This is a genomic window from Kitasatospora sp. NPDC054768, assembly GCF_053612025.1.
In genome coordinates, this window is sequence record NZ_JBSHBN010000095.1 from 1 (window position 1) to 18,615 (window position 18,615).

Consider the following 18,615-nt stretch of genomic DNA (forward strand, 5'->3'; position numbering starts at 1 on the left):
CCTGTGGTCAGTGCAGCCAGGGCTGGTAGTGCGGGTTGTCCACGCAGCCCGACTCGACCAGGGAGGCGGTGGCCCGGTCGACCGGGCAGGCCCGGCGGATGAAGTGCCGGTCCACGCCGCCGGGGAACGCGACTTCGACCTGGTCGGCGTACTGGTGCTGGTCGCCGATGGTCGCGTTGACGTCGATGCCGCCGGGGGCGTCGATGAAGTAGTCCCAGGGCACCTTCTTCCACTTCTTGTACAGCTCGGGGTCGTAGGTGGTGCTGACGAACGGCGAGGGCTGGTTCTGCAGGACGTAGCCGGTGATGTCGTACTGTCCGTTGACGGTGTCCTTCGGGCCGAAGCCCTCCTCGAAGATGACGGACGGATCGCGGCCGTCCGAGCGGAAGAGCGGGTGGCAGTTCTTGCGCCAGTGCGGTTCGGGGGTGATGCGGGGTACGTCCACCCGGCGGTCCACGGCGGCGTACAGCGGGTCCGGGCCCTTGGGAAGGTTCTCGAAGGTGCTGGCGGGGAGGGTGACGGCGGGCCGGACGGCGCAGTCGTCGGCGCGCAGTTCGGCCTCGTCGGCGAAGTCGATCCGGCGGCCGTCCAGGAGGATGGCGACGGCCTCGGTGCCGAGTTCACGGACGATGACGCCGTCGCACTGGGGACCGCTCCAGAGCGCCTCCCCGCTGGGGTCGAGGCAGCTGAACGGGGCGGGTTCGGTCGCGGCCGCGGGGGCGGCGACGGCCGGGATCTCGGGGATGAGCACGACGGCGCAGGCGAGGGCGACTGCGCCGGCGGCCGTGCGGATGCGGATGTCGATCACGACCGTTACCCTGGCCGCCCCCTGGCCCGGAGATGCCGCAACTCACCCGATCAGGGGCGTGTCCTCGTCGCCGATTGACGCTCCCGGCCGTCCCGGTCCACTCGGACCCCGGGTGAGCGAAGGACGCGGCCCGCCGCCTCGCGTCAGACGTGGACGACCGGCACACCGGTCAACTCCACTCCCGCCTGGCCGAGTTCGGCAAGGGCCCGGGCAGTGGCGCCGGCGGCGACGCCCGCGGTGCAGTCGGGGAGGGCCGGGCGGCTCGGCACGTCGAGGTCGATCACTGGTCGGTCCCCTCGTCCTCCCGGACCGGCTGGGTCCGCTGGGCCGGGAGGCCGGTGCGTTCGTTCTGCAGGTCCCACAGTTCCCTGAACCGGCCGCCCTCCTCGGCCACCAGCTCGGCGAACGTGCCCTCCTGGAGGACCTTTCCGTCTTCGAGCACCACGATCCGGTCGGCGACGGCCACGTTGGTGAGCCGGTGGGTGACCAGGACGACCGCCCGTTCCCGCGCGACCGCCCGCAGGTTCTGGAAGATCCGGTGCTCGGCGCGCGGGTCGAGGGCGGCGGTCGGCTCGTCCAGGACGAGCAGCCCGGCCTCGCGGTGGAACGCCCGGGCGATGGCCAGGCGCTGCCACTGGCCGCCGGACAGCTCCTCGCCGCCCATCCACTCCACCGCCAGCAGGGTGGACAACCCCCGGCGGAGCTTGGCGACGACGTCGGCCGCCCCGGAGGCGTCGGCGGCGCGCAGCACCGCCGCGTCCCCCTCGGCGGTGGGCTGGCCCAGCGTGATGTTCTCGCGGCAGGTCAGCGGCCAGCGCGCGTAGTCCTGCGGGACGACGGCGACCTGGCGCCACAGGGCGTGCGGGTCGAGGTCGCGGGTGTCACGCCCGTCCCACCGCACCGATCCGGCATCGGGCAGGTAGAGCCCGGCCAGGAGCTTGGAGAGGGTGGTCTTGCCGGAGCCGTTCTCCCCCACCAGGGCGAGGATCTCGCCCCGCTCGACGTGCAGGTTCACTCCGTCCAGCGCCTTGCGGTCGGAGGCGGGGTAGGCGTAGCGGAGGTTCTCCACCGCGATCCGGCGCGGCGGCTCGGGGGCCTCGGTGCCGCGCCGGGGCCGGTGGCCGCCGGCGGTGTCGAGGAAGCTCGACCAGTCGTCCAGGTACATGCCGGTGCGGAAGAGGTCCGCGCCGTAGCCGACGATGCCGCGCAGGCTGGTGCCGACCGCGGTCAGGGCGAACACGGCCGCGCCGCCGCGCGGCAGACTCATCCGGCCGGTGCTGACCAGCCACAGCATCGCCGCCCACACCAGCGCGCTGCCGAGGCCGGAGGCGGCGGCCCCGATCACCGACACCCGGGCGCTCTGCATCGCCGCCCGCCGCGAAGTGGCGTCCAGCCGCCGGCCGACCTGGTCGTACTTGACGAGCAGGAACTCGCCCATGGTGTCGGAGCGGACCTGGTCGGCGTTGCGCTTGAGGTGGATGTACCAGCGCAGGTTGGCCATGATCCGGCGGTCGCCGACCGCGGCCCGGTTCGCCAGGAACTGCACCCGGGCGGCGTGCACCGACGCGATCCCCTGGGGCAGCGCGGCGAGCACCAACAAGGGCAGGAGGGCGGGGTGGAGCACCGTCAGCACGCCTGCCGCACCGAGGAGCGAGGCGAGGGAGGCGAGCAGGTTCTGCGCCTCCCCGACGATGTCCACGCAGACCTCGGCGCCGCGGTCCGCGGCTTCCAGCTCGTCGTTGTAGCCGGCGTGGTCGTAGGCGGTCAGCTCGGCCGCCACGGTGGCGCGCAGCACCGCGGCTTCGGCCTCGCGGGAGATCCGCGGCGACAGGTGGATGGTGATGGTGCGGATCGTGATGCCCAGCAGGGAGCGGGCGCCGGCCGCCGCCGCGATCACGAGGATCGACGGCGCCGCGTGGGCGAGCTTGTCGTCGACCCGGCCCGGGCCGAACAGCGCCGAGATGGTGCCGGTGGTCGCGAACAGGCCGGCCGCGCCGAGCACCGCGGACACGGCCTGGCAGACCAGGAGCAGCGTGACGGAGGCGCGGTCGATGCGCCAGCCGAGGCGGAACGCGCGGACGACGAGCGCGGGCAGGCGGCGGGCCATCGCGTTGACGCCGATCGCCTCGATCGCCTCGATGCGGCGCCCGTCGGCGAGCCACCGCAGTTCCTCGTCGGCGGCCTCGGCCGGGGTCGCGGCGGTCGCGGCGCTCACGCGATCTCCTCCGTGCGCGAAGCACGGGCCAGCAGGGCCGCCGTGACGGGTGGGACGTGGGTCGCCGGGGTGGGGTGACAGGCCACAGATCCTCCAGACGAAGAGCGGTGCGCGGACGCGCGGAAGCACCGGCACCGGCCCGGACGAGAAGCTCAAGTCTGCTTCTGTCAGGCTGAGTTGACGGCATGGACGGAGTCGTTACGGGTGGGTGGCGTCCGATGATGGTGCTGTTCGAGCACGGCGTTCAAGTGGATTTGCCTCCGGGCGAGCCCGGGTCGAACGGGGACTTTTCGAGCACGTTCCGCATGCGGTCCGGACCGCACGCCACTCGGTCGTCCACGGGATCGGGAGGGCGGCGGAGTCCAGTGCGCAGGCGGCGAGAACGTGTTCGAACGTGGTCTTCCGGCCGGGTCCGAGGGAGCCGCGGACACCCCGGCGGGCGAGGAGGCCGCGCAGGGCGGGGCCGCCGCCGGATTCACCCGTTCGGGGAGTCGGGCGCCCGAGCGGGTTTCGGGCGCCGGGCGCACCCGCGCCGGCCGCGCGCCGAGCAACGCGCGACCCTTCGCCTCAGGAGAAGGTGTTCGGAGCGGCACCCGGCCCCAGCGTTCGATTCACCCCACCACGGGCCGGGCCGGACTCCTCGACCCGGCACTGTCAGTGCCCCCCGGTATGTTGCCGGGCATGACCACTGTGACGAGCGCGACCGCGTTCCCCACGACCACCGGACAGCCCACCACGGCCGGGCGCACCCCCGGCACCCCCGCCCACGGCTCCGCCGCCACCGTCCAGGTGATCCCGCTGTGGGCCGCACCGTGGTCCCCGGCCATGCAGGCCCCCGCGCAGCGCTGAGTCGACCGGCAGCTCGCCGGTCGCCCTGCCGCCGCGGCCGGACCGTGGTTCCCACCGGCCCGTCATACCGGTTCCGGCGGTGCGGTCAGTCCAGGTAGCCGGCCGTGCGGTAGCCGCCGCGGGCCGTGCGCTCGACCTCCGAGGCGCCCCAGGTGTGGGGCACGGCGAGATTCCAGCGGGACCGCAGGATCGCGTGCTCCTCCCGGTTCCGGGTCACGTACCACTGCCCCATCCGGCACCACGCCAGCGGCTCGTCGGCCTCGGTGGCCACCGCCCGCACCAGCTGCGCCGCCTGCCGGGCGACCTGGTTCTCCAGCGCGGCAGCCTGCGCCTCCAGGTACTGGTTCATCCGGTAGGTGGCCTGGTCGCCGTGCTGGAACATGGCGTACTCGGAGTCGGCGGCCATGTGCAGGGTGCCGTTCCCCATGGCCACCGTGCCGCTGCGCACCACCTCCTCCTGGGAGTTCCGTGCGATCCCGCTGTTGAGGCGGTTGAGCAGCTTGGCCTTCTCGGGGGTGGCCTCCGGGATCTGGCCGCCACCGGTGCCGCCCTGCGCGGAGTAGACCTCGTGCAGGTCGTAGTCCCCGGTGTAGAGGTACTGCTTCCACCGCGGGTCGGTCTTCAGCTGGGCCAGCTGCGGACCGCCGTCCGTCTCGTTCATGTCGATCGGCACGTACTTCTCGCCCCTGGGGCCGGTCCGGACGATCTCCGGATCCGTCATCGTGTCGGGCAGGCGGGCGATCCGGACGCCGGCCAGGCCCTCGGCGTTCCAGTGGCCGACGAAGCCGCTCAGGTCGTGCTGCTCCAGCAACTCCAGTACGCGTTCCGGGTCGCCCTGCGTCTGCCCGGGCCCGGGGCCGTACTTCTTGCGCACGGACGCGGGCTTGATGGACTTCTCCAGGATGGTGTGCGGTTTGGGCTTGGCCCCTTCCGCGATGCGCCGGATGGAGTGTTCGCCGGTCTCACGGACGGCGATGGTGTACTTGTGCTTCCTGCACACCTCGGAGATGGCGGCCCAGTGGTCCTCCCACACGATGTTCCGCAGCTCGGACGACCGTCCGCCGGGTGTGACGGTCTCCCCGTCGTACGTGGCGGCCCCGCAGATCCGCAGCACGTTGTTCGGGTCCATCCGCGTCTGCGGCCTTCGCGGCGCCGCCGCCTGGTCGCCCGCCACGCGTTGGAGGGCCGGCGCCGTCCGGCGGTCGTCCGGGCCGACGCCGTCCCGCTGCTCCGCGATCATGCGTGCCGTCGTCGCGTTGCCGACCGTGCGCTGCAGGGCCTCGGCACCCCTCGGAAACGCGGCCTCCGCTGCGGGTCGTGTGCCGCTGCCGGACCGTCGGGCGGTGGCCGCGTCGCGATGAGGACGCCCGGCCTTCTGCGACTGTTCCCTTGAGTGCATGCTGAACCCCCTCGGTCCCCTCCGCCTCTTTATACCGGGGATGTCGGCGAACGTGGAGGGCAGTTGCGGCCTGGCGCACGGAAGTTGACCCCTCAGGGCATCGGTTCTGCACTGCGGGGCCGCGGGCCGGCCGATCAGCCCTGCGGACTCGGCCGATGGCGGCGCTCCCGTCCCCGGACACCGGGAGCTCCACCAGGAGACCCGCGTCCGAGCAGCCGGACGTGCCCGTGGGCGGCGAAGCGAAGAGCCGGCCGGGCGCCGCGGGAACGCGGTGCCCGACCGGCTCGGGGCCGGTGGTCTCCCGGGGCTACGGCGCCGGGCTGAGCTTCTTCCACGGCCGGCCGCCGTTCGCCTCCGCCGTGCCGGGGGCGACCGTGGTGTACCACTGGGCGTACCAGTAGGAGCCCTGGTACTTCACGAACGCGGCCGTCGAGGCGGCCGGGTCGCCGGTGAGCAGGTGGGTCTCCCGGGCGGTGGCGCCGCCGGCGAGTTCGATGTCGTTGCCCGCGGCCGAGCGGAGCTTGAACAGGCCGTTGTGCTTCGGCCCGCCGGGTGCTCCCTCACTGCCGTTGTCGGCGATCGGGACGAGCCGCCACTTCTGTTCGGCCCGCCCGTCGCACCCCACGGAGGCGAGGTCCTGCCGGGAGGCGGTGGCGGTCAGGCACCGGCCGCCGCCGGCGATCGTGTAGAGGCCGCCGCCCGCCGGCTGGATCCGCCAGTACTGGTTGGCGTTCTGTTCCATCAGTTCCACGAGGTGGGCGCGGGACTGGTCGGGGTTGTTGTCGATCATCATGGGCTTGCCGGCGGGGCTGTCGCCGTACTCGAACATCCAGCCCTTGTCCCCCTTGTCGTACATCCGCCACAGCCGTCCGCCGTCGGGCCGGTAGACCTGGCCCTGCTTCCAGTCCGGTGCCTGGCAGGAGCTGCCCGCGGCGGGGGCGGGCGGTGTGACGGTCCGGACGTCGCGGCGCTGGTCGCCGGTCGAGCCGTACTCCCGGCCGCCGATCCTGAACGTCACGTTGGACGGCCCGGTGATCGGCAGGTAGTACTTCAGGTCGATGTCCCGGGACTTGCCCGGCGCCAGGTCCTCGCAGTAGCCGAGGGTGAGGGTGAGCCGGTGGAAGTCCCCCTTGAGTCCGCCCGTGTTGGGGCCGGTGTGGCCGGGGACGAGCCCCTTCATCTCCTTGTAGTCGTTGTCCTTGACGACCGGCGGCATCGAGGTGGGCAGGTCGAGGGCGATCTCGGTGCCCTGGGCGAGCGTGACGCCGGAGTCGTTGGTGATCCGCAGCTTCGGCTGGACGGGATAGAAGTCCTTCTCCCCGGTGGGGAAGTCCACCAGTTCGGCCTTGACGTCGATCACCTCGGCCGGCTGCGGCCGCCCGCCGGCCTTGCTGTTGCCGGTGGCTCCGGCGCCCTTGAAGGCGTTGTCCAGGCGGGTGGTCAGGTCGTAGCCCATGCCCCACTCCCCGCCCGGGCGTTGGGCGTAGTCGCCGGCGAGTTCCCAGATCATCGCGCCGCCGATGCCCTTGTCGACGATGTAGCGGGCCTTGGCGTCGAGCGACTTCTCGTTCTCGGTGGAGAGGAACACCTTCTTGGTGTCGTTCCACAGCCAGGGCGACTGGAGGGCGTCCGAGTACTTCTCCGCGTACGTGCCGGTCAGTCGTCCGCTCGGCAGGTTGGTGTCGACGCCGTAGGACCGCAGGTAGCCGGGGGTCCGGCCGTCCTGGAGGTTCTTGGTGTGCCACAGCGGGTTCGACCCGGCGCCGACCTCCCGCTCGTTCTCCACGTCGTGCCAGACGTTGTCGATCCCGACCGCGCCCGTCCCGCAGGACTGCGCGTTGGCCGGGCCGCGCCCGCCGGTGCCCAGCGGGCACTGGGCCTGGTCCGGCATCGCGGCCGTTCCCCACAGCCCGTCCGTGCCGCCCCGGACGTCGCGCCAGCCGCGGGAGTAGTACGGGATGCCGAGGTTGATCCGGCCGGCCGGCAGCGCGCCGCGGTAGTAGTGGTAGGCCCAGTCGACGTTGAAGTAGCCCTCCTTCCGGAAGTCCTTGGTGTCGGGCGCCTGGTCGTTGTAGATGCCGGCGTCCGCCAGCTCGTTGTCGCGTCCGTCGTCGTACAGCGGGGCCTGCGGGCCGACGAACCTGTTCCAGGAGCCGTGCAGGTCGTAGGTCATGACGTCGACGTAGTCCTGGTACTGCAGTGCCTGTCCGGCGTCCAGCCCGCGCACCAGGTAGCCGGAGGAGGAGCCCGCGGACGTCAGCAGGTAGTAGCGGCCCTTGTCCGTGCCGGCCCGGTCCAGCCGTTCCCGCAGCGACTTCATCAGGGCGTTGTAGCCCTGCTGGAGCCCCTTGCGGCGGGGGTTGGAGACGTCCCAGTCCAGCGGGTTGCCGGTGTTGGGCAGCGCGGTCGGGTACTCGTAGTCGATGTCGACGCCGTTGAACCCGTACCGGTCCAGGAAGTCGGTGACGGAGTCCGCGAACGCGTCGATGCCGGCCTGGTTCACCGACCCGTCGGCGTTGGTGGTCATCGCGTAGAAGTTCCGGGTGCCCGCCCAGCCGCCGACCGAGATCAGCGTCTTCACCGCCGGATGCTTCTTCTTGTACGTGTTCAGCAGGTTGAAGTGCCCCTTGTACGGCAGCGAGGCGTCCATGGCGTTCTTCTCGCCCGGCCAGGTCATGCCGGTCGCCGGGTTGGCCGGGTCGTTCGGGTCGCCGATGCTGATCCGGTTGTCCCGCACCCCGGCGAACGCGTAGTTGACGTGCGTGACCTTCGACCAGGGGATGTTCGACGCCAGGTACGTCGGGTCGCCGTTCGCGCCCGCGCGCCAGCCGGTGAAGTAGCCCACCACGCGCCGGGTGCGGTTGTTGCCGACCCACTCGCGGCCCGCGCCGTCGTACACGTCGCAGTACCGGGCGGCCACGCCCGGGGTGACGGCCATGCCCTCGGGACGGCAGTCCCCCGAGGCGGCCGGCTTGGTACCGCGGTCGTCCGGGGCGGCGTCGAACGGGTCGCCCGCGTCACCACCGTCCGGCTGGCCCACCGGGCGGGCGGACAGCTGCCACCTCTGGGAGTCGCGGCGGTTGCAGTCGTAGATCTGCAACGGCCGGGAGGTGTCCGAGTCGGGGACGTCCAGGCACTTGCCGGAGTTCGGGTTCCGCAGCTCCTGCCGCGCGGTGTAGATCCACTTCTGGGCGGGGCTCCCGTTGCACTCGTACAGCTGGACGGCCGTCCCGTTGTCGGCGCGCCCGCCGTCCACGTCCAGGCACTTGGCCAGCGACTGCAGCGAGCCGTCCGCCGACACCGTCCAGGCCTGGCCGTCGGAACCGGCGCAGTCGGCGAGGCGGACGGGCGTCCGGTCGTCCCGGCTGCCGCCGCGCGGCTCGACGCACTTGCCCTCCAGCCCGCGGATCGTGCCCACCTGCGTGCCCGTCCCGGTCTCCCGGAACTTCCACCGCTGGGCCTGGTTGTTCGCGTCGCAGGCCGTCACCGCGAGCGCCTCGCCCGCGCCTCCGGCCGTCAGGCAGCCGCCGTCGGCACTGCTGACCAGGGTGTACCAGCCGCCGCCGGCGCCCTTCGGCTGCCAGACCTGGTTGGCGTTGCCCTCCTCCGCCCGCACGAGATGGGTGGTGTGCGGCCCGGGATTGTGGTCCACGACCATGTCCGGCTTCGCCGAGGCCGCGATCCGCCAGTTGCCGCCGCCGAGCGAGCGCATCACCCAGCGCTGGGCACCGCTGCCGTCGGGTTCCGCGGCCTGGACGCTCGTCCCGGCGTCGGTGCTGTCACCGCTCAGGTGCGCGGCCATGCCGGTGGCCGAGCGCAGCTCCACCTGCTGGCCCTCGCGCGGGTCCGTGCCGGTGTCGGGTTGGCGGGGGGTGATGACCACGTCGTCGGGGTACTCGATGTACCAGTACTGCTTCTCGTTGACGCCTTGACCGCAGGAGTCGACACTGGCCCAGTTCTTGTCCTCGGACCGCTTCCCCGGGTCCTGCGTGAGGCAGCCGCTCGTCCCGTCGACATTGTCCAGGGACAGCGCGACCCGGCCGTCACCGGTCGCCGAACGGAACCAACCGCGCTCGATGCCGCCCAGGTACGCCCAGTTCCTGCCGCTGAGGATGTTGTGCCAGAGGTCCAGGTAGCGCCCGTTGTGCTGCGCCTGCAGCGTCACCTTCTCGCCCACGTTGTGCAGCAGCCACCGCTGGCTGGCCCGCCCGTCGTCCGTGCGGGTCACGAGGTAGTCGTCCTTGCCGTCCCCGTCGGCCTCCAGCACCTCGTTCGTCCGGGCGTTGCGCAGCCGGACGATGCCCTCACGCACCGCCGAGGCGTCCGGAACGACCTTCATCCCGTCGCCCGAACCAGCGCACGTGAAGATGTACCGGTCGGAGCCGACCGCCGACTTGGCGAACTCGGTCAGGCACTGCGACAACACCTGCTGACCGAACGCGTTCGGGTGAACGGCCTCCTGGACATCGCCCTGCGCGTTGGGGGTGGCCCACCCGACGCCGGGAACGTACGGCACCCAACGGACCCACTCGGCCCTCGCCGCCGGCAACGGAGCGGCATTGCTGTTGGAGTCCGTCGCCTGCTCCGCCGACTTCGCGCACAACTCGTGCCCGGCGAAGGTGTCCTGCACGTTCAGGAACTTCGCCCCGGCCATGCCCGCGGCCTGCCGCAGCATCTCGGTGATGCGGGGCACCACCGAGTTGCGGGCCCAGTCCACGTCCTCGTCGAGGAAGGGGCATCCCCCTGTCCTGAACCGATCGCTGGTCCTCCCACCCTGCTCGTAGCGGAAGTCGTCCTTGGCCGGGAGCGGGTTGGGGTACGACTGGAGCACGAGTTGGTAGTCCGACTGGCCGGCGTCCCTCATCACGTCCCGGATCGCGGTCAGGGTCTTGCTGACCTCGGCCCGCACGGTTTTCAGCCCGAGGAAGAACTCCGCCTCCTTCTCCTTCCGGCAGGGCGCGGCCAGCCCGAAGAAGGCCTTTCCGCACGTCGTCATGATGTCGGAGAACTTCAGGTCGTTGCCGCCGATGGAGACGACGACCATCCTGATGTCATTGGTGCGGGCGAGGTCGGCCAACTGCTGGATCTGGGGCTTCTCGTTGTTGCGCGACTCCGTGAGGATGTCCTTCGTCGTCGCGCCCGAACAGGCGATGTCGAACCGCCGCTCGACGGGGATGCCCTCGAACTCCGTTCCCTTGATGGGGGCCACGTCGGAGCGGTCGCACCGGTTGCCGCCGTTGCTGTAGGACGTCGTGTCGTACACGCAGTCCTGCTTGTCGTCCGGGCAACGGGAGCGCCGGTCCGTGCCCCAGACGTCCCCCTCCTCCTTGGTGAGCGCATTGCCCGCCCAGCGGCCGCCCTCACCGGAGATGTAGCTGTCACCCATGGACACGATCGCGCCCTGACCGGGAAGCGGGCAGGGGTCGGCCGACGCCTCCGGTGCCGCCGCCTCCAGCGCTGCCGCCCTCGGCCTGGTACAGGGCGCGCCGCCACCGATCCGCCGTCCGTAGGAGACGGTGTCGTGGTCGGCGTAGCCCGTCTGATCCGTCACCCTCCCCAGCACATCGGACATCGACGGGTCGTTGGTGACGACGTAGTCCAACTTGCTCGTGGTCCCGTCGGGACTTCGATGGGTGTATCGCTCCGGCCTGGCGATGTGGACGTCCTGCCCGTTGACTTCGGGACCGTCGAGACGAGCCCTGAGGACGGTCGGGTCCAGGTTGAAGTCGCCGCCGACGTACCAGTTGACCGCATGCCGTTCGTGCTCTTCCGCTTCCAGTCGACCCATCTCGGCCACCAGGCGCCGGAGCATCGGCACGATGTCGCGGCCGCCGTTCCCGGAGGAGGCGTGGAAGGAGAAGTAGTACTCCCCGTTCGCATGGTCCTCGCCGTAGCCCACACCGATCAGGGGGCGCAGCGTCCCGGCCACAGCGGGGATGTAGACCAGGCGCCGGGGCAGTTCGTTGGTCATGATCGCCGAGTTGACACGTCCGGCGGGGTCGTTGCCGATGGTCTGCGCGTGGAACAGGTAGGTGTAGTCCCGTCCCACTCGCCGCTTGTAGCCTCGCACTCCGTCGGGGATGACGAGGTTCTGCAACTCGGCGGCTTGGAGCGGAGCCCAGGACGTGGGCGGGACACCCGCCTCCTGCAGCGCCATCACGACGCGTTTCTGCTCAGCGAGGCCGGCACCGCGGGCGGCGTCGGCGACGGCTCGGCTGTACAGCTGGTTGAGCCGTTCGTAGGTGCTGCCCGTCTCGACCGCGGTCGACCCCTGCATGTTCCAGGTCATGATGTTCCGCTCGCCGGCGAGTTGTAGCGGCGGCACCCAGGGGTTTTCGGCGGCGGCAGCAGCGGGCCCGTTCAGGACGGCCATCATCGTGGCCAGGAGAACCGTGGCGAGCGCGGCCGCGACTGCGCGCAGCAACTGGCCCGGGGTCCGGCGTCGGCCCGGGCGGCGTGTCCGCCCGCTCAGCCCTTGCATGTTCATGTACTCCGTTTTCTCGATGGAATTTCCTCAGCTGGCGGATGGTGCACGAACCCGGTAGACAATCGATCAACGTCTCGTCAATCGCCGCGCACAGGGCCGGCTCCGCTCGCACCGGAGCGGCCGGACCGGGCTTCCGTGACCGCGTGACGGATCCACCACGCGAGGACGTAGAGGGCCAGGGCGGCGATCAGGCCGGCGCCCGCACCTTTCGCCGCGTCGGACAGCACGCCTTCGAGCAGGCCGGCCGCAGACGGCCCGGTCGTCTCCGCCTCCGGGCCGGCGCGCCACCACCAGGCGTGAACAACAGCCCCTGCGGCCGTGAACAGGGCCATCGCGAGCAGGACTTGGCGGCGCGGACCGCCGACCGGCCAGGGGCGACCGGAGCCCGGGAGGAGGTGCTCCCGCCTGCGCCACGCGAACAGCGCGATCGCGGCCAGGCCGCCGATCGTGCTCGCGTGCTGCAGGGCCCGCGCCCAGGTGAGGCCGCCCACCGGCGTGGAGGCCAGCCAGGGTGTGCGGGTGACCACGAAGCCGTCCACGTGGGTGAAGGCGTCCCAGACCAGGTGACTGGCAATACCCACCAGTGCGGACAGGACGATCCACCCGGCCCGCCGGACCGGCGGACCGGCAGCCCCCGACGGCGCCCACGGCACGGACGACGGCAGCAGGAAGGCCAGCGGGCGCCGGGCCGCCCGGAGCAGCGCCCACAGCAGGAGCGCGTACGGCAGGGTGACGCTGACGACACCCGAAACGCCGTGCGTGGTGGTGGCGTTGGCGAAGGGCTCGTACCAGGACTGCGCGCTGACGGGCAGGCCTGTGCTGACCAGGAGGTAGGGCAGGTCCGGTGCGACGGCTCCGGCGACCAGCGCCGTCCGGCTGAAGGGCCGCCGCATCAAGGGCAGTACCGCCGCGGGGTGGGACAGGGTGAACGGCATGGGCATCCTCTCGCAGGACCCAATAGTCCGTCGAACGGAATGCTACGTCAAACGGACTATCAGGGGCGCAGCCGGCCCCTCCGATTCCGGCTTCGATGTTCGACAGCGGCAGGCCGCCGGGACCGACGGGCACTCAGGCCGACAGGCGCAGCTCAGGCCGAGAAACGCACCCGGTTCCGCCGCAGGCGACCGACGAGCAGCATCGCCACCGCGGCCGCCGACACCACGGCCACCAGGCACGCGACGGCAGTGACGTCACCCCACGCGGTGACGCAGGCATGCGCCAGGAGCGGCGGGGACGCCAGGGCGATGGCCGCCGACTCGCGCCCGCCCCGCGACCCGCCGCGCCAGGTCAGCACGACCCCGGCCGCGGCGAGGACGAGCAGCGGCCAGCACCCGTAGTCGGTGCTGACCCACGGCACCACGTGGGAATCGATCAGCGCCTGCGGCACGACCACGAGCGCGACCACGGCACCGGCCATGCCCGCCGGTCCCGCGCGGCCCGCACGACCGCGTTCCACCCGCCGGTCCGGCGGGCAGGCGAGCACCACGGCCGCCGACAGGACCGCCGCGGCCGGGGTGGCCACCGGGTCGCCGAAGGCCGGCCCGCTGACCACCGCGGCCACCGCGAAGGACAGCAGCCCGGCCACCGTGCACGGCACCCCCGCCCGCCACCGTCCGGCCAAGGCCGACGCCGCCCCCACGAAGACGAACAGGGACGACACGAGCAGCACGCCCCACGCCCCCGACAGGTCCACTCCGAGCCGCAGCCCCCACGGGGCCGGGGAGGCGACGAGGCTCGCGTACCAGCGCAGCAGATGCAGACCGCACCCGGCCGCGGCGGCGGCCAGGGCAAAGGGGTGGGCCAGGCCCAGGACCCGCGCGGCCGGAGCCGCCGGGCCCGCCCCCAGCCGCATCCGCAGCGCGTGCGCCGCCAGACCCGCGCCGTCGCGCAGCCGCGAGCCCAACGGCTCCCCCGCCGTCATCTCCCGGAAGGTCGCGGCGACCTCCTCGCCATGGGCCTGCCGGTAGGCGGCGGGATACAGCCGCACCACACGGTCGATCACGTGGCGGACGGCGACGGCCGCGCGGCGGACAGCCGACGATTGGCCTCCCTCGCCGTCTCGGCCAGCCGCTCGGCCTCCGCCGCCAGCCGCTCCCGACCCGCCGGGGACAGGGTGAAGATCCGCCGGGCCCGGCCGTCGACGATCTCCTCGCGTTCGACCTCGATCATGCCGTCGGCCAGCAGACGGTCCAGGGCCCCGTACAGGGCGCCCGTGCGCAGCGCGACACGGCCGCCGGTCATCGCCTTGACCTCCTGCGCGATGGCGTACCCGTGCCGCGGTGCGTCCGCGAGGGCTGTCATCACCATCACGGTCGGCTCTTGCATCACGCGCTCACTCACCCGACGAAGATAGTCACTCCGCCGGAGCATCTCAACGCGGCGGGCCGCGTCGCGGCCGCCGGGCGGCCCTCAGCGGCTCGCCCGTACCGACGCCACCCCTGCCACGCCACTGCTCCGCTCACACGCCGCCGGCCGCGCGCCGGTAGCTGCGACCGTCGCGGGTCCGGGTGAGCCGACCGCTCTCCACCAGGTAGCGGCGCAGCGCCGAGCAGTCGTCGTGCACGGTGCGCAGGGCCTCGTTGACCTCCGGCTCGCCGTACTCCCGCGCCGGCTCGAAGAGGGTGGCGAGGTGGTCGAGCAGGGCGGTACGGGGGCCCGCCTTGCGCGGGATCGCCGTCAGCCGGCCGTCCCGGAACAGGGCGGCCAGATTCGCGGGCGGCTCGGACATCGGTCGCTCCTGTGCAGGTCGGCGGTTCCTCGGGTGCTTCGTCCGCCGAGGCTGCCAGAGCACGACGCCGTGAGTCATCCGGTTTTCCGCCGGCCGGGGGTTCCGGCCGCTCCACCGCACATCACCGACATCACACCCGGTCAGCCCTCCACCGGAAGCGAGTCGGCACCGAGTTCTGTGGAGCCGTCACAACGCGTGCTGGCTTACGGCGGAGGAATCGGGCCCGGGAACGGCCCGCAGGCCCCTCTGGGAGGCCAGAGCCCGGAGGGGAGGTCCTGGTGAGCCCCGAGGAAGTAGTCCACCCCCTCCTCGAACAGCGCCGTCTCGACGACTGCCCGTAGCGGACCCTGAGTCTCGCTGGGAACCGGGTATGCACCGGCCGTCATCCACTCGTCATCGCCGAGCTCGAACAGGCCCCTCACCTGGAGGAACTGCTCTCGCGTCACCGTGACGGACGAGCAGAGCCACTCATCGGGGCCGAATCCCTCCAGCACCCACATAAGATTGCGGCCGCCCTCGAACGGACAGTCCTCATTCATCGGCCGATCCTACGGCGTGCACGCTGTCGGCCGCTCGCCCCATCGAACTCGTGCGGCCCGGCGCATCCCTCGCTGCCGGGCCGCACGAGAACCCGCTACCGGCCCGTGCGCCGCACCGGACCCGGCGTCAGGGCCGGGTACGGTGCGGCATGCCGAGTGGGCCGTGCGCCGTGGGTCAGCGCACGGTGACGGTGAACACGGGCGAGGCGGTGCTTCCGCTGATGACGCGCAGCTCGTTCAGGCCCTTGATGCCGAGCTTCACGCCGAGGGAGTAGGAGCCGGTGCTGGTCGTGGCGACGGAGGCGGGCAGGGTGACCCACGCGCCGTACTGCTTCTGCTGCAGGGTCACCGTGCTTCCCGCCTTGAGGGCGGTGGTCGTGCCGGTGACGCGGAACAGCTGCCACGCCTGGACGGTGGAGACCGACGGCTTGGCGGTGATGCCGGCCTGCGCGGTGGCGGCCGCGGGCTGGTTGGCGGGCACGGGCCGGGAGACGGGGGCGGCCGCCATGGCGGTGCCCGCCACGGCGAGGGAGACCGCGGCCAGGGTGGTCACGGCGGCCAGGCGCAGGGAGTTCCGCTTGGAGACGATCACGGTGCGTCCTTTCCAAGGTGGATCCGGCCCGAAGGCACCATCGGTGCGACTCGGGCCCTGTCATCCGTGGAGACGCCCCGCGCCGCACTCGGGTTGTGGACGAAACGTCACCACCTTGTAACAGTAAGCGATTTCGCGGAGAGACGGGCGGTCCGGCGGCTCGACCGTACCGGTTCCGCCCGCAACTCCCGCGGCGGGTCGTCGTCGCAGTCCTGCGGCCGGGGGGATGCGGCGGACTTCCCGCGCACCGCAGGCGAGTTGGCTAGACTGCGGCGGGCCTGGCATGATCACCAATGAAGGGGCAGGGAATGAGCACCGACGAGACCGCGGCGACGGCCGCCGAGTTCGGATCCGATGAATCGGCCGCCCTGCACATACGCCAGGACGTTCCGCACAGCGCCCGGATGTACGACTACTTCCTCGGCGGCAAGGACAACTTCGCGGTCGACCGCGAGGCGGCCGAACGCGTCCTGACCGTCTTCCCCACCATGCGCACCGCGGTCCACGCCAACCGCGCCTTCATGCACCGCGCCACCCGGGCGCTGGCCCGGCGCGGTCTGCGCCAGTGGCTGGACATCGGCACCGGCATCCCCACCTCGCCGAACCTCCACGAGGTCGCCCAGGCCGTGGAACCGGCGGCCCGCGTGGTCTACGCCGACAACGACCCCGTCGTGCTGGCCCACTCCCGCGCCCTGATGACCAGCACCCCCCAGGGCCGCACCGCCTACGTGCACGGCGACGTCCACGACCCGGCCGCCATCCTGGCCACTCCGCAGGTCGCGGCGACCCTCGACCTCACCCGGCCCGTGGTCCTGTCGATGGTGGCCCTGCTCCACTTCGTCCCGGACCTCGGCGACGCCCACGCCATCGTCAAGCACCTCCTGGACCCCCTGCCGTCCGGCTCCGCGCTCGTCCTCTCCCACGCCACGGCCGAACTCGACCCGTCCGGCGCCTCCAAGGTGCAGGAGATCTACAACCAGGCCGGTACCTCCCTGCGGCTGCGCCACAAGGACGAGTTCGCCACCTTCTTCGCCGGCCTGGACCTCCTCGACCCCGGCATCGTCCCCGCCCACCGCTGGCACGGCGACGACACCGACGTCTCCACGGACGCTCTGCCTGCGACCGTCACCGACGCCCAGGTCTCCTTCTACGCGGCCGTCGCCATCAAGCCCTGATGCGCGCGGAGTCGGGGGCATGACGATCCGTGGCGTGAGCACCGGCAGGTGGTCACGCCACGGCCCCGGCCACGCGGACCTGGGCGCGCCACGAGAACCGGGCGCGCCGAGCGCTCAGGGCCGGGCAGCGCGGTCAGGCCGAGCAGGGCGGCCGGGTCGGTTCCTGACGGGCACACCTGCGCCCGGGCGGAGGGAATCGATTTCTCGGACTCCGGGCCCTCGGGGCGGTAGGCGTATTCCACGATCGTGAGTTCCCGGCCGCCGCCGAAGTCCACGAACCGCTGGTGCAGCGGCCCGAAGACGTGGTCGTCGTCGCCCTTGATCACGACCTTCCTCGCATCGCCGGTAGCGCGCGCCGGGACGCGGCCCACCCCTGGGGGTGTCAGCGGCTGCACCTATCCTCTTGATCATGAGCCGCACCACCCCGCCCCGGGTGGCCGCCCGCGCACCGCCCCGCCGCGGGAGCCGGTCCTCCGGGGTGCCGCCTTGTTGAGTCCCGTCGGGTGAATCTCAGGGCGCGGGTTCCGCATCGGCCGGTCGGTTGCTCGCATAGTCGGACCGTCATACCCGCCGATGACCGGACGGTCCGACGATGCGATTTCCGCACCGAGAAGTTCTCGCCGCCGCCACCGCCCTGCTGCTCGCCCTCACGGGGTGCGGCGCACCGCAGGCCCGGCAGGGCACACCGTCGCCGCTGCGCGATCCGGGCGCCACGGCCACGCCGACCCCGTCGGGGCCACGGGCGTTCACGCTGGTCGCGACGGGGGACGTCCTGCCGCACACCGAGATCATCCGGCAGGCCGCGGAGGACGCCGGCGGCAACGGCTACGACTTCACCCCGATGCTCGCCGGCGTCAAGCCGGTCATCAGTGCCGCCGATCTGGCCATCTGCCACATGGAGACGGTGTACGGCCCCGACGGTGGGCCCTTCACCGGCTACCCGTCGTTCAAGTCGCCCCCGCAGATCGCCCGGGCGCTCAAGGACGCCGGATACGGCTCCTGCGACACCGCCTCCAACCACACGCTCGACGACGGACCCGCCGGCATCCGGCGCACGCTCGACGCCATGGACGCCGTCGGCCTCAAACACACGGGCTCCGCCCGCGGCGCCGACGAGGCGGGCAGCCCCGCGCTCCTCACGGCAGGCGGCGCCACGGTGGCCCAGCTCGCCTACACCTACGGCACCAACGGCATCCCGCTGCCGCAGGGGCAGCCCTGGGCGGTCAACCTCATCGACCGGGAGCGGATCCTCACCGACGCCAGGACCGTCCGGGAGCAGGGGGCGGACATCGTGGTGGTCAGCCTCCACTGGGGCACCGAGTGGCAGGACACCCCGAACGACCAGCAGCTCGCACTCGCCCGCGACCTGGCCGCCGAGCAGAGCCCCGGCCGGCCCGACATCGATCTGATCCTCGGCACCCACGCCCACATCCCGCAGGCGTACGAGAAGATCGGCGACACCTGGACGGTCTACGGCCTGGGCGACCAGCTGGCCGGACACATGTTCAACTACACCGGCGCGGAGGACCCGCGCGGGAACTGGAGCTCGATCGCCCGGTTCACCTTCTCGCCGCCGCCCCGGCCCGGGCAGCGATGGGCCGTCACCAAGGCCGAGTTCGTCCCGCAGCTGACGGACCTCGGCCCGCCCTACCGGGTCCTCGACCTGACCGAGGCCGTCCACCACGCCCCAGGCCGCGGCGACTACGCCCGGGCCCTGGAGCACATCCGGACGGTCGTGCTGAGCCGCGGCGGCGCCTCGGCAGGGCTGACCGCGGCCCCCTGAGCGGACCAGCACCCGAACCGTCCTGCGTGCACGGATGGCA

15 protein-coding genes are annotated in these 18,615 nt (G+C 72.2%); 3 read left to right on the forward strand and 12 right to left on the reverse strand.

From position 1 onward, the window contains the following. Window positions 1–7 precede the first annotated feature (7 nt). The 3 genes from ACWGKU_RS25485 to ACWGKU_RS25495 all read right to left on the reverse strand — a co-directional run bounded on the left by ACWGKU_RS25485 (window position 8) and on the right by ACWGKU_RS25495 (window position 3,023). Window positions 8–577: an ADP-ribosyltransferase gene (locus tag ACWGKU_RS25485; protein WP_452180264.1), complete on the reverse strand. Its 570-nt coding sequence runs from the start codon at window positions 575–577 to the stop codon at window positions 8–10. A 374-nt stretch (window positions 578–951) separates the two neighbouring features. After that, complete coding sequence (locus ACWGKU_RS25490; RefSeq protein WP_401045171.1) at window positions 952–1,092, reverse strand: hypothetical protein; 141 nt, start codon at window positions 1,090–1,092, stop codon at window positions 952–954. Further along, complete coding sequence (locus ACWGKU_RS25495; protein ID WP_452180263.1) at window positions 1,089–3,023, reverse strand: ABC transporter ATP-binding protein; 1,935 nt, start codon at window positions 3,021–3,023, stop codon at window positions 1,089–1,091. Before ACWGKU_RS25495 ends, ACWGKU_RS25490 begins: the two co-directional genes overlap by 4 nt. Before the next feature lie 681 nt (window positions 3,024–3,704). Here ACWGKU_RS25495 and ACWGKU_RS25500 point away from each other — a divergent pair. Then, window positions 3,705–3,872: a hypothetical protein gene (locus ACWGKU_RS25500; RefSeq protein WP_452180262.1), complete on the forward strand. Its 168-nt coding sequence runs from the start codon at window positions 3,705–3,707 to the stop codon at window positions 3,870–3,872. Window positions 3,873–3,957: 85 nt separating this feature from the next. Here ACWGKU_RS25500 and ACWGKU_RS25505 read toward each other — a convergent pair whose 3' ends face one another. The 8 genes from ACWGKU_RS25505 to ACWGKU_RS25540 form a co-directional block, all read right to left on the reverse strand. Beyond that, window positions 3,958–5,112: a hypothetical protein gene (locus ACWGKU_RS25505; RefSeq protein WP_452180261.1), complete on the reverse strand. Its 1,155-nt coding sequence runs from the start codon at window positions 5,110–5,112 to the stop codon at window positions 3,958–3,960. A gap of 466 nt (window positions 5,113–5,578) precedes the next feature. Further along, window positions 5,579–11,695 (reverse strand): glycosyl hydrolase family 18 protein, encoded by a 6,117-nt coding sequence (locus tag ACWGKU_RS25510; RefSeq protein ID WP_452180260.1) that lies wholly within the window; start codon window positions 11,693–11,695, stop codon window positions 5,579–5,581. A 140-nt stretch (window positions 11,696–11,835) separates the two neighbouring features. Beyond that, a complete protein-coding gene (locus tag ACWGKU_RS25515; protein ID WP_452180259.1) occupies window positions 11,836–12,693 on the reverse strand; it encodes a DUF4184 family protein in 858 nt (285 codons plus the stop codon). 152 nt (window positions 12,694–12,845) lie between these two features. Further along, entirely contained in the window at window positions 12,846–13,760 is a 915-nt protein-coding gene (locus ACWGKU_RS25520; RefSeq protein WP_452180258.1) for a hypothetical protein, read from the reverse strand. Further along, window positions 13,757–14,098: a PadR family transcriptional regulator gene (locus tag ACWGKU_RS25525; RefSeq protein ID WP_359909696.1), complete on the reverse strand. Its 342-nt coding sequence runs from the start codon at window positions 14,096–14,098 to the stop codon at window positions 13,757–13,759. The genes ACWGKU_RS25520 and ACWGKU_RS25525 overlap by 4 nt, the downstream gene beginning before the upstream one ends. A gap of 118 nt (window positions 14,099–14,216) precedes the next feature. Then, a complete protein-coding gene (locus ACWGKU_RS25530; protein ID WP_401045158.1) occupies window positions 14,217–14,486 on the reverse strand; it encodes a DUF2087 domain-containing protein in 270 nt (89 codons plus the stop codon). Window positions 14,487–14,689: 203 nt separating this feature from the next. Further along, complete coding sequence (locus ACWGKU_RS25535) at window positions 14,690–15,025, reverse strand: hypothetical protein (protein WP_452180257.1); 336 nt, start codon at window positions 15,023–15,025, stop codon at window positions 14,690–14,692. A gap of 175 nt (window positions 15,026–15,200) precedes the next feature. After that, window positions 15,201–15,617, reverse strand: a complete 417-nt coding sequence (locus ACWGKU_RS25540; protein ID WP_452180256.1) for a hypothetical protein — start codon at window positions 15,615–15,617, stop codon at window positions 15,201–15,203. A 308-nt stretch (window positions 15,618–15,925) separates the two neighbouring features. Here ACWGKU_RS25540 and ACWGKU_RS25545 point away from each other — a divergent pair, with 308 nt between their 5' ends. Continuing rightward, complete coding sequence (locus tag ACWGKU_RS25545; protein WP_401055260.1) at window positions 15,926–16,792, forward strand: SAM-dependent methyltransferase; 867 nt, start codon at window positions 15,926–15,928, stop codon at window positions 16,790–16,792. Here ACWGKU_RS25545 and ACWGKU_RS25550 read toward each other — a convergent pair. Beyond that, on the reverse strand, window positions 16,765–17,118 hold the full coding sequence (locus tag ACWGKU_RS25550; RefSeq protein ID WP_452180255.1) for a hypothetical protein: 354 nt from the start codon (window positions 17,116–17,118) through the stop codon (window positions 16,765–16,767). The two genes, ACWGKU_RS25545 and ACWGKU_RS25550, sit on opposite strands and share 28 nt — an antisense overlap. A gap of 266 nt (window positions 17,119–17,384) precedes the next feature. Between ACWGKU_RS25550 and ACWGKU_RS25555 the strand changes: the two genes are divergently transcribed. Next, on the forward strand, window positions 17,385–18,575 hold the full coding sequence (locus tag ACWGKU_RS25555) for a CapA family protein (RefSeq protein WP_452180254.1): 1,191 nt from the start codon (window positions 17,385–17,387) through the stop codon (window positions 18,573–18,575). Window positions 18,576–18,615 lie beyond the last annotated feature (40 nt).

Coding starts and splice junctions, on each gene's coding strand:
- ACWGKU_RS25500 (WP_452180262.1), top strand. CDS start 3,705: ATGACCACTGTGACGAGCGCGACCGCGTTCCCCACGACCACCGGACAG.
- ACWGKU_RS25505 (WP_452180261.1), bottom strand. CDS start 5,112: ATGATCGCGGAGCAGCGGGACGGCGTCGGCCCGGACGACCGCCGGACG.
- ACWGKU_RS25515 (WP_452180259.1), bottom strand. CDS start 12,693: ATGCCGTTCACCCTGTCCCACCCCGCGGCGGTACTGCCCTTGATGCGG.
- ACWGKU_RS25530 (WP_401045158.1), bottom strand. CDS start 14,486: ATGTCCGAGCCGCCCGCGAATCTGGCCGCCCTGTTCCGGGACGGCCGG.
- ACWGKU_RS25535 (WP_452180257.1), bottom strand. CDS start 15,025: ATGAATGAGGACTGTCCGTTCGAGGGCGGCCGCAATCTTATGTGGGTG.
- ACWGKU_RS25545 (WP_401055260.1), top strand. CDS start 15,926: ATGAGCACCGACGAGACCGCGGCGACGGCCGCCGAGTTCGGATCCGAT.
- ACWGKU_RS25555 (WP_452180254.1), top strand. CDS start 17,385: ATGCGATTTCCGCACCGAGAAGTTCTCGCCGCCGCCACCGCCCTGCTG.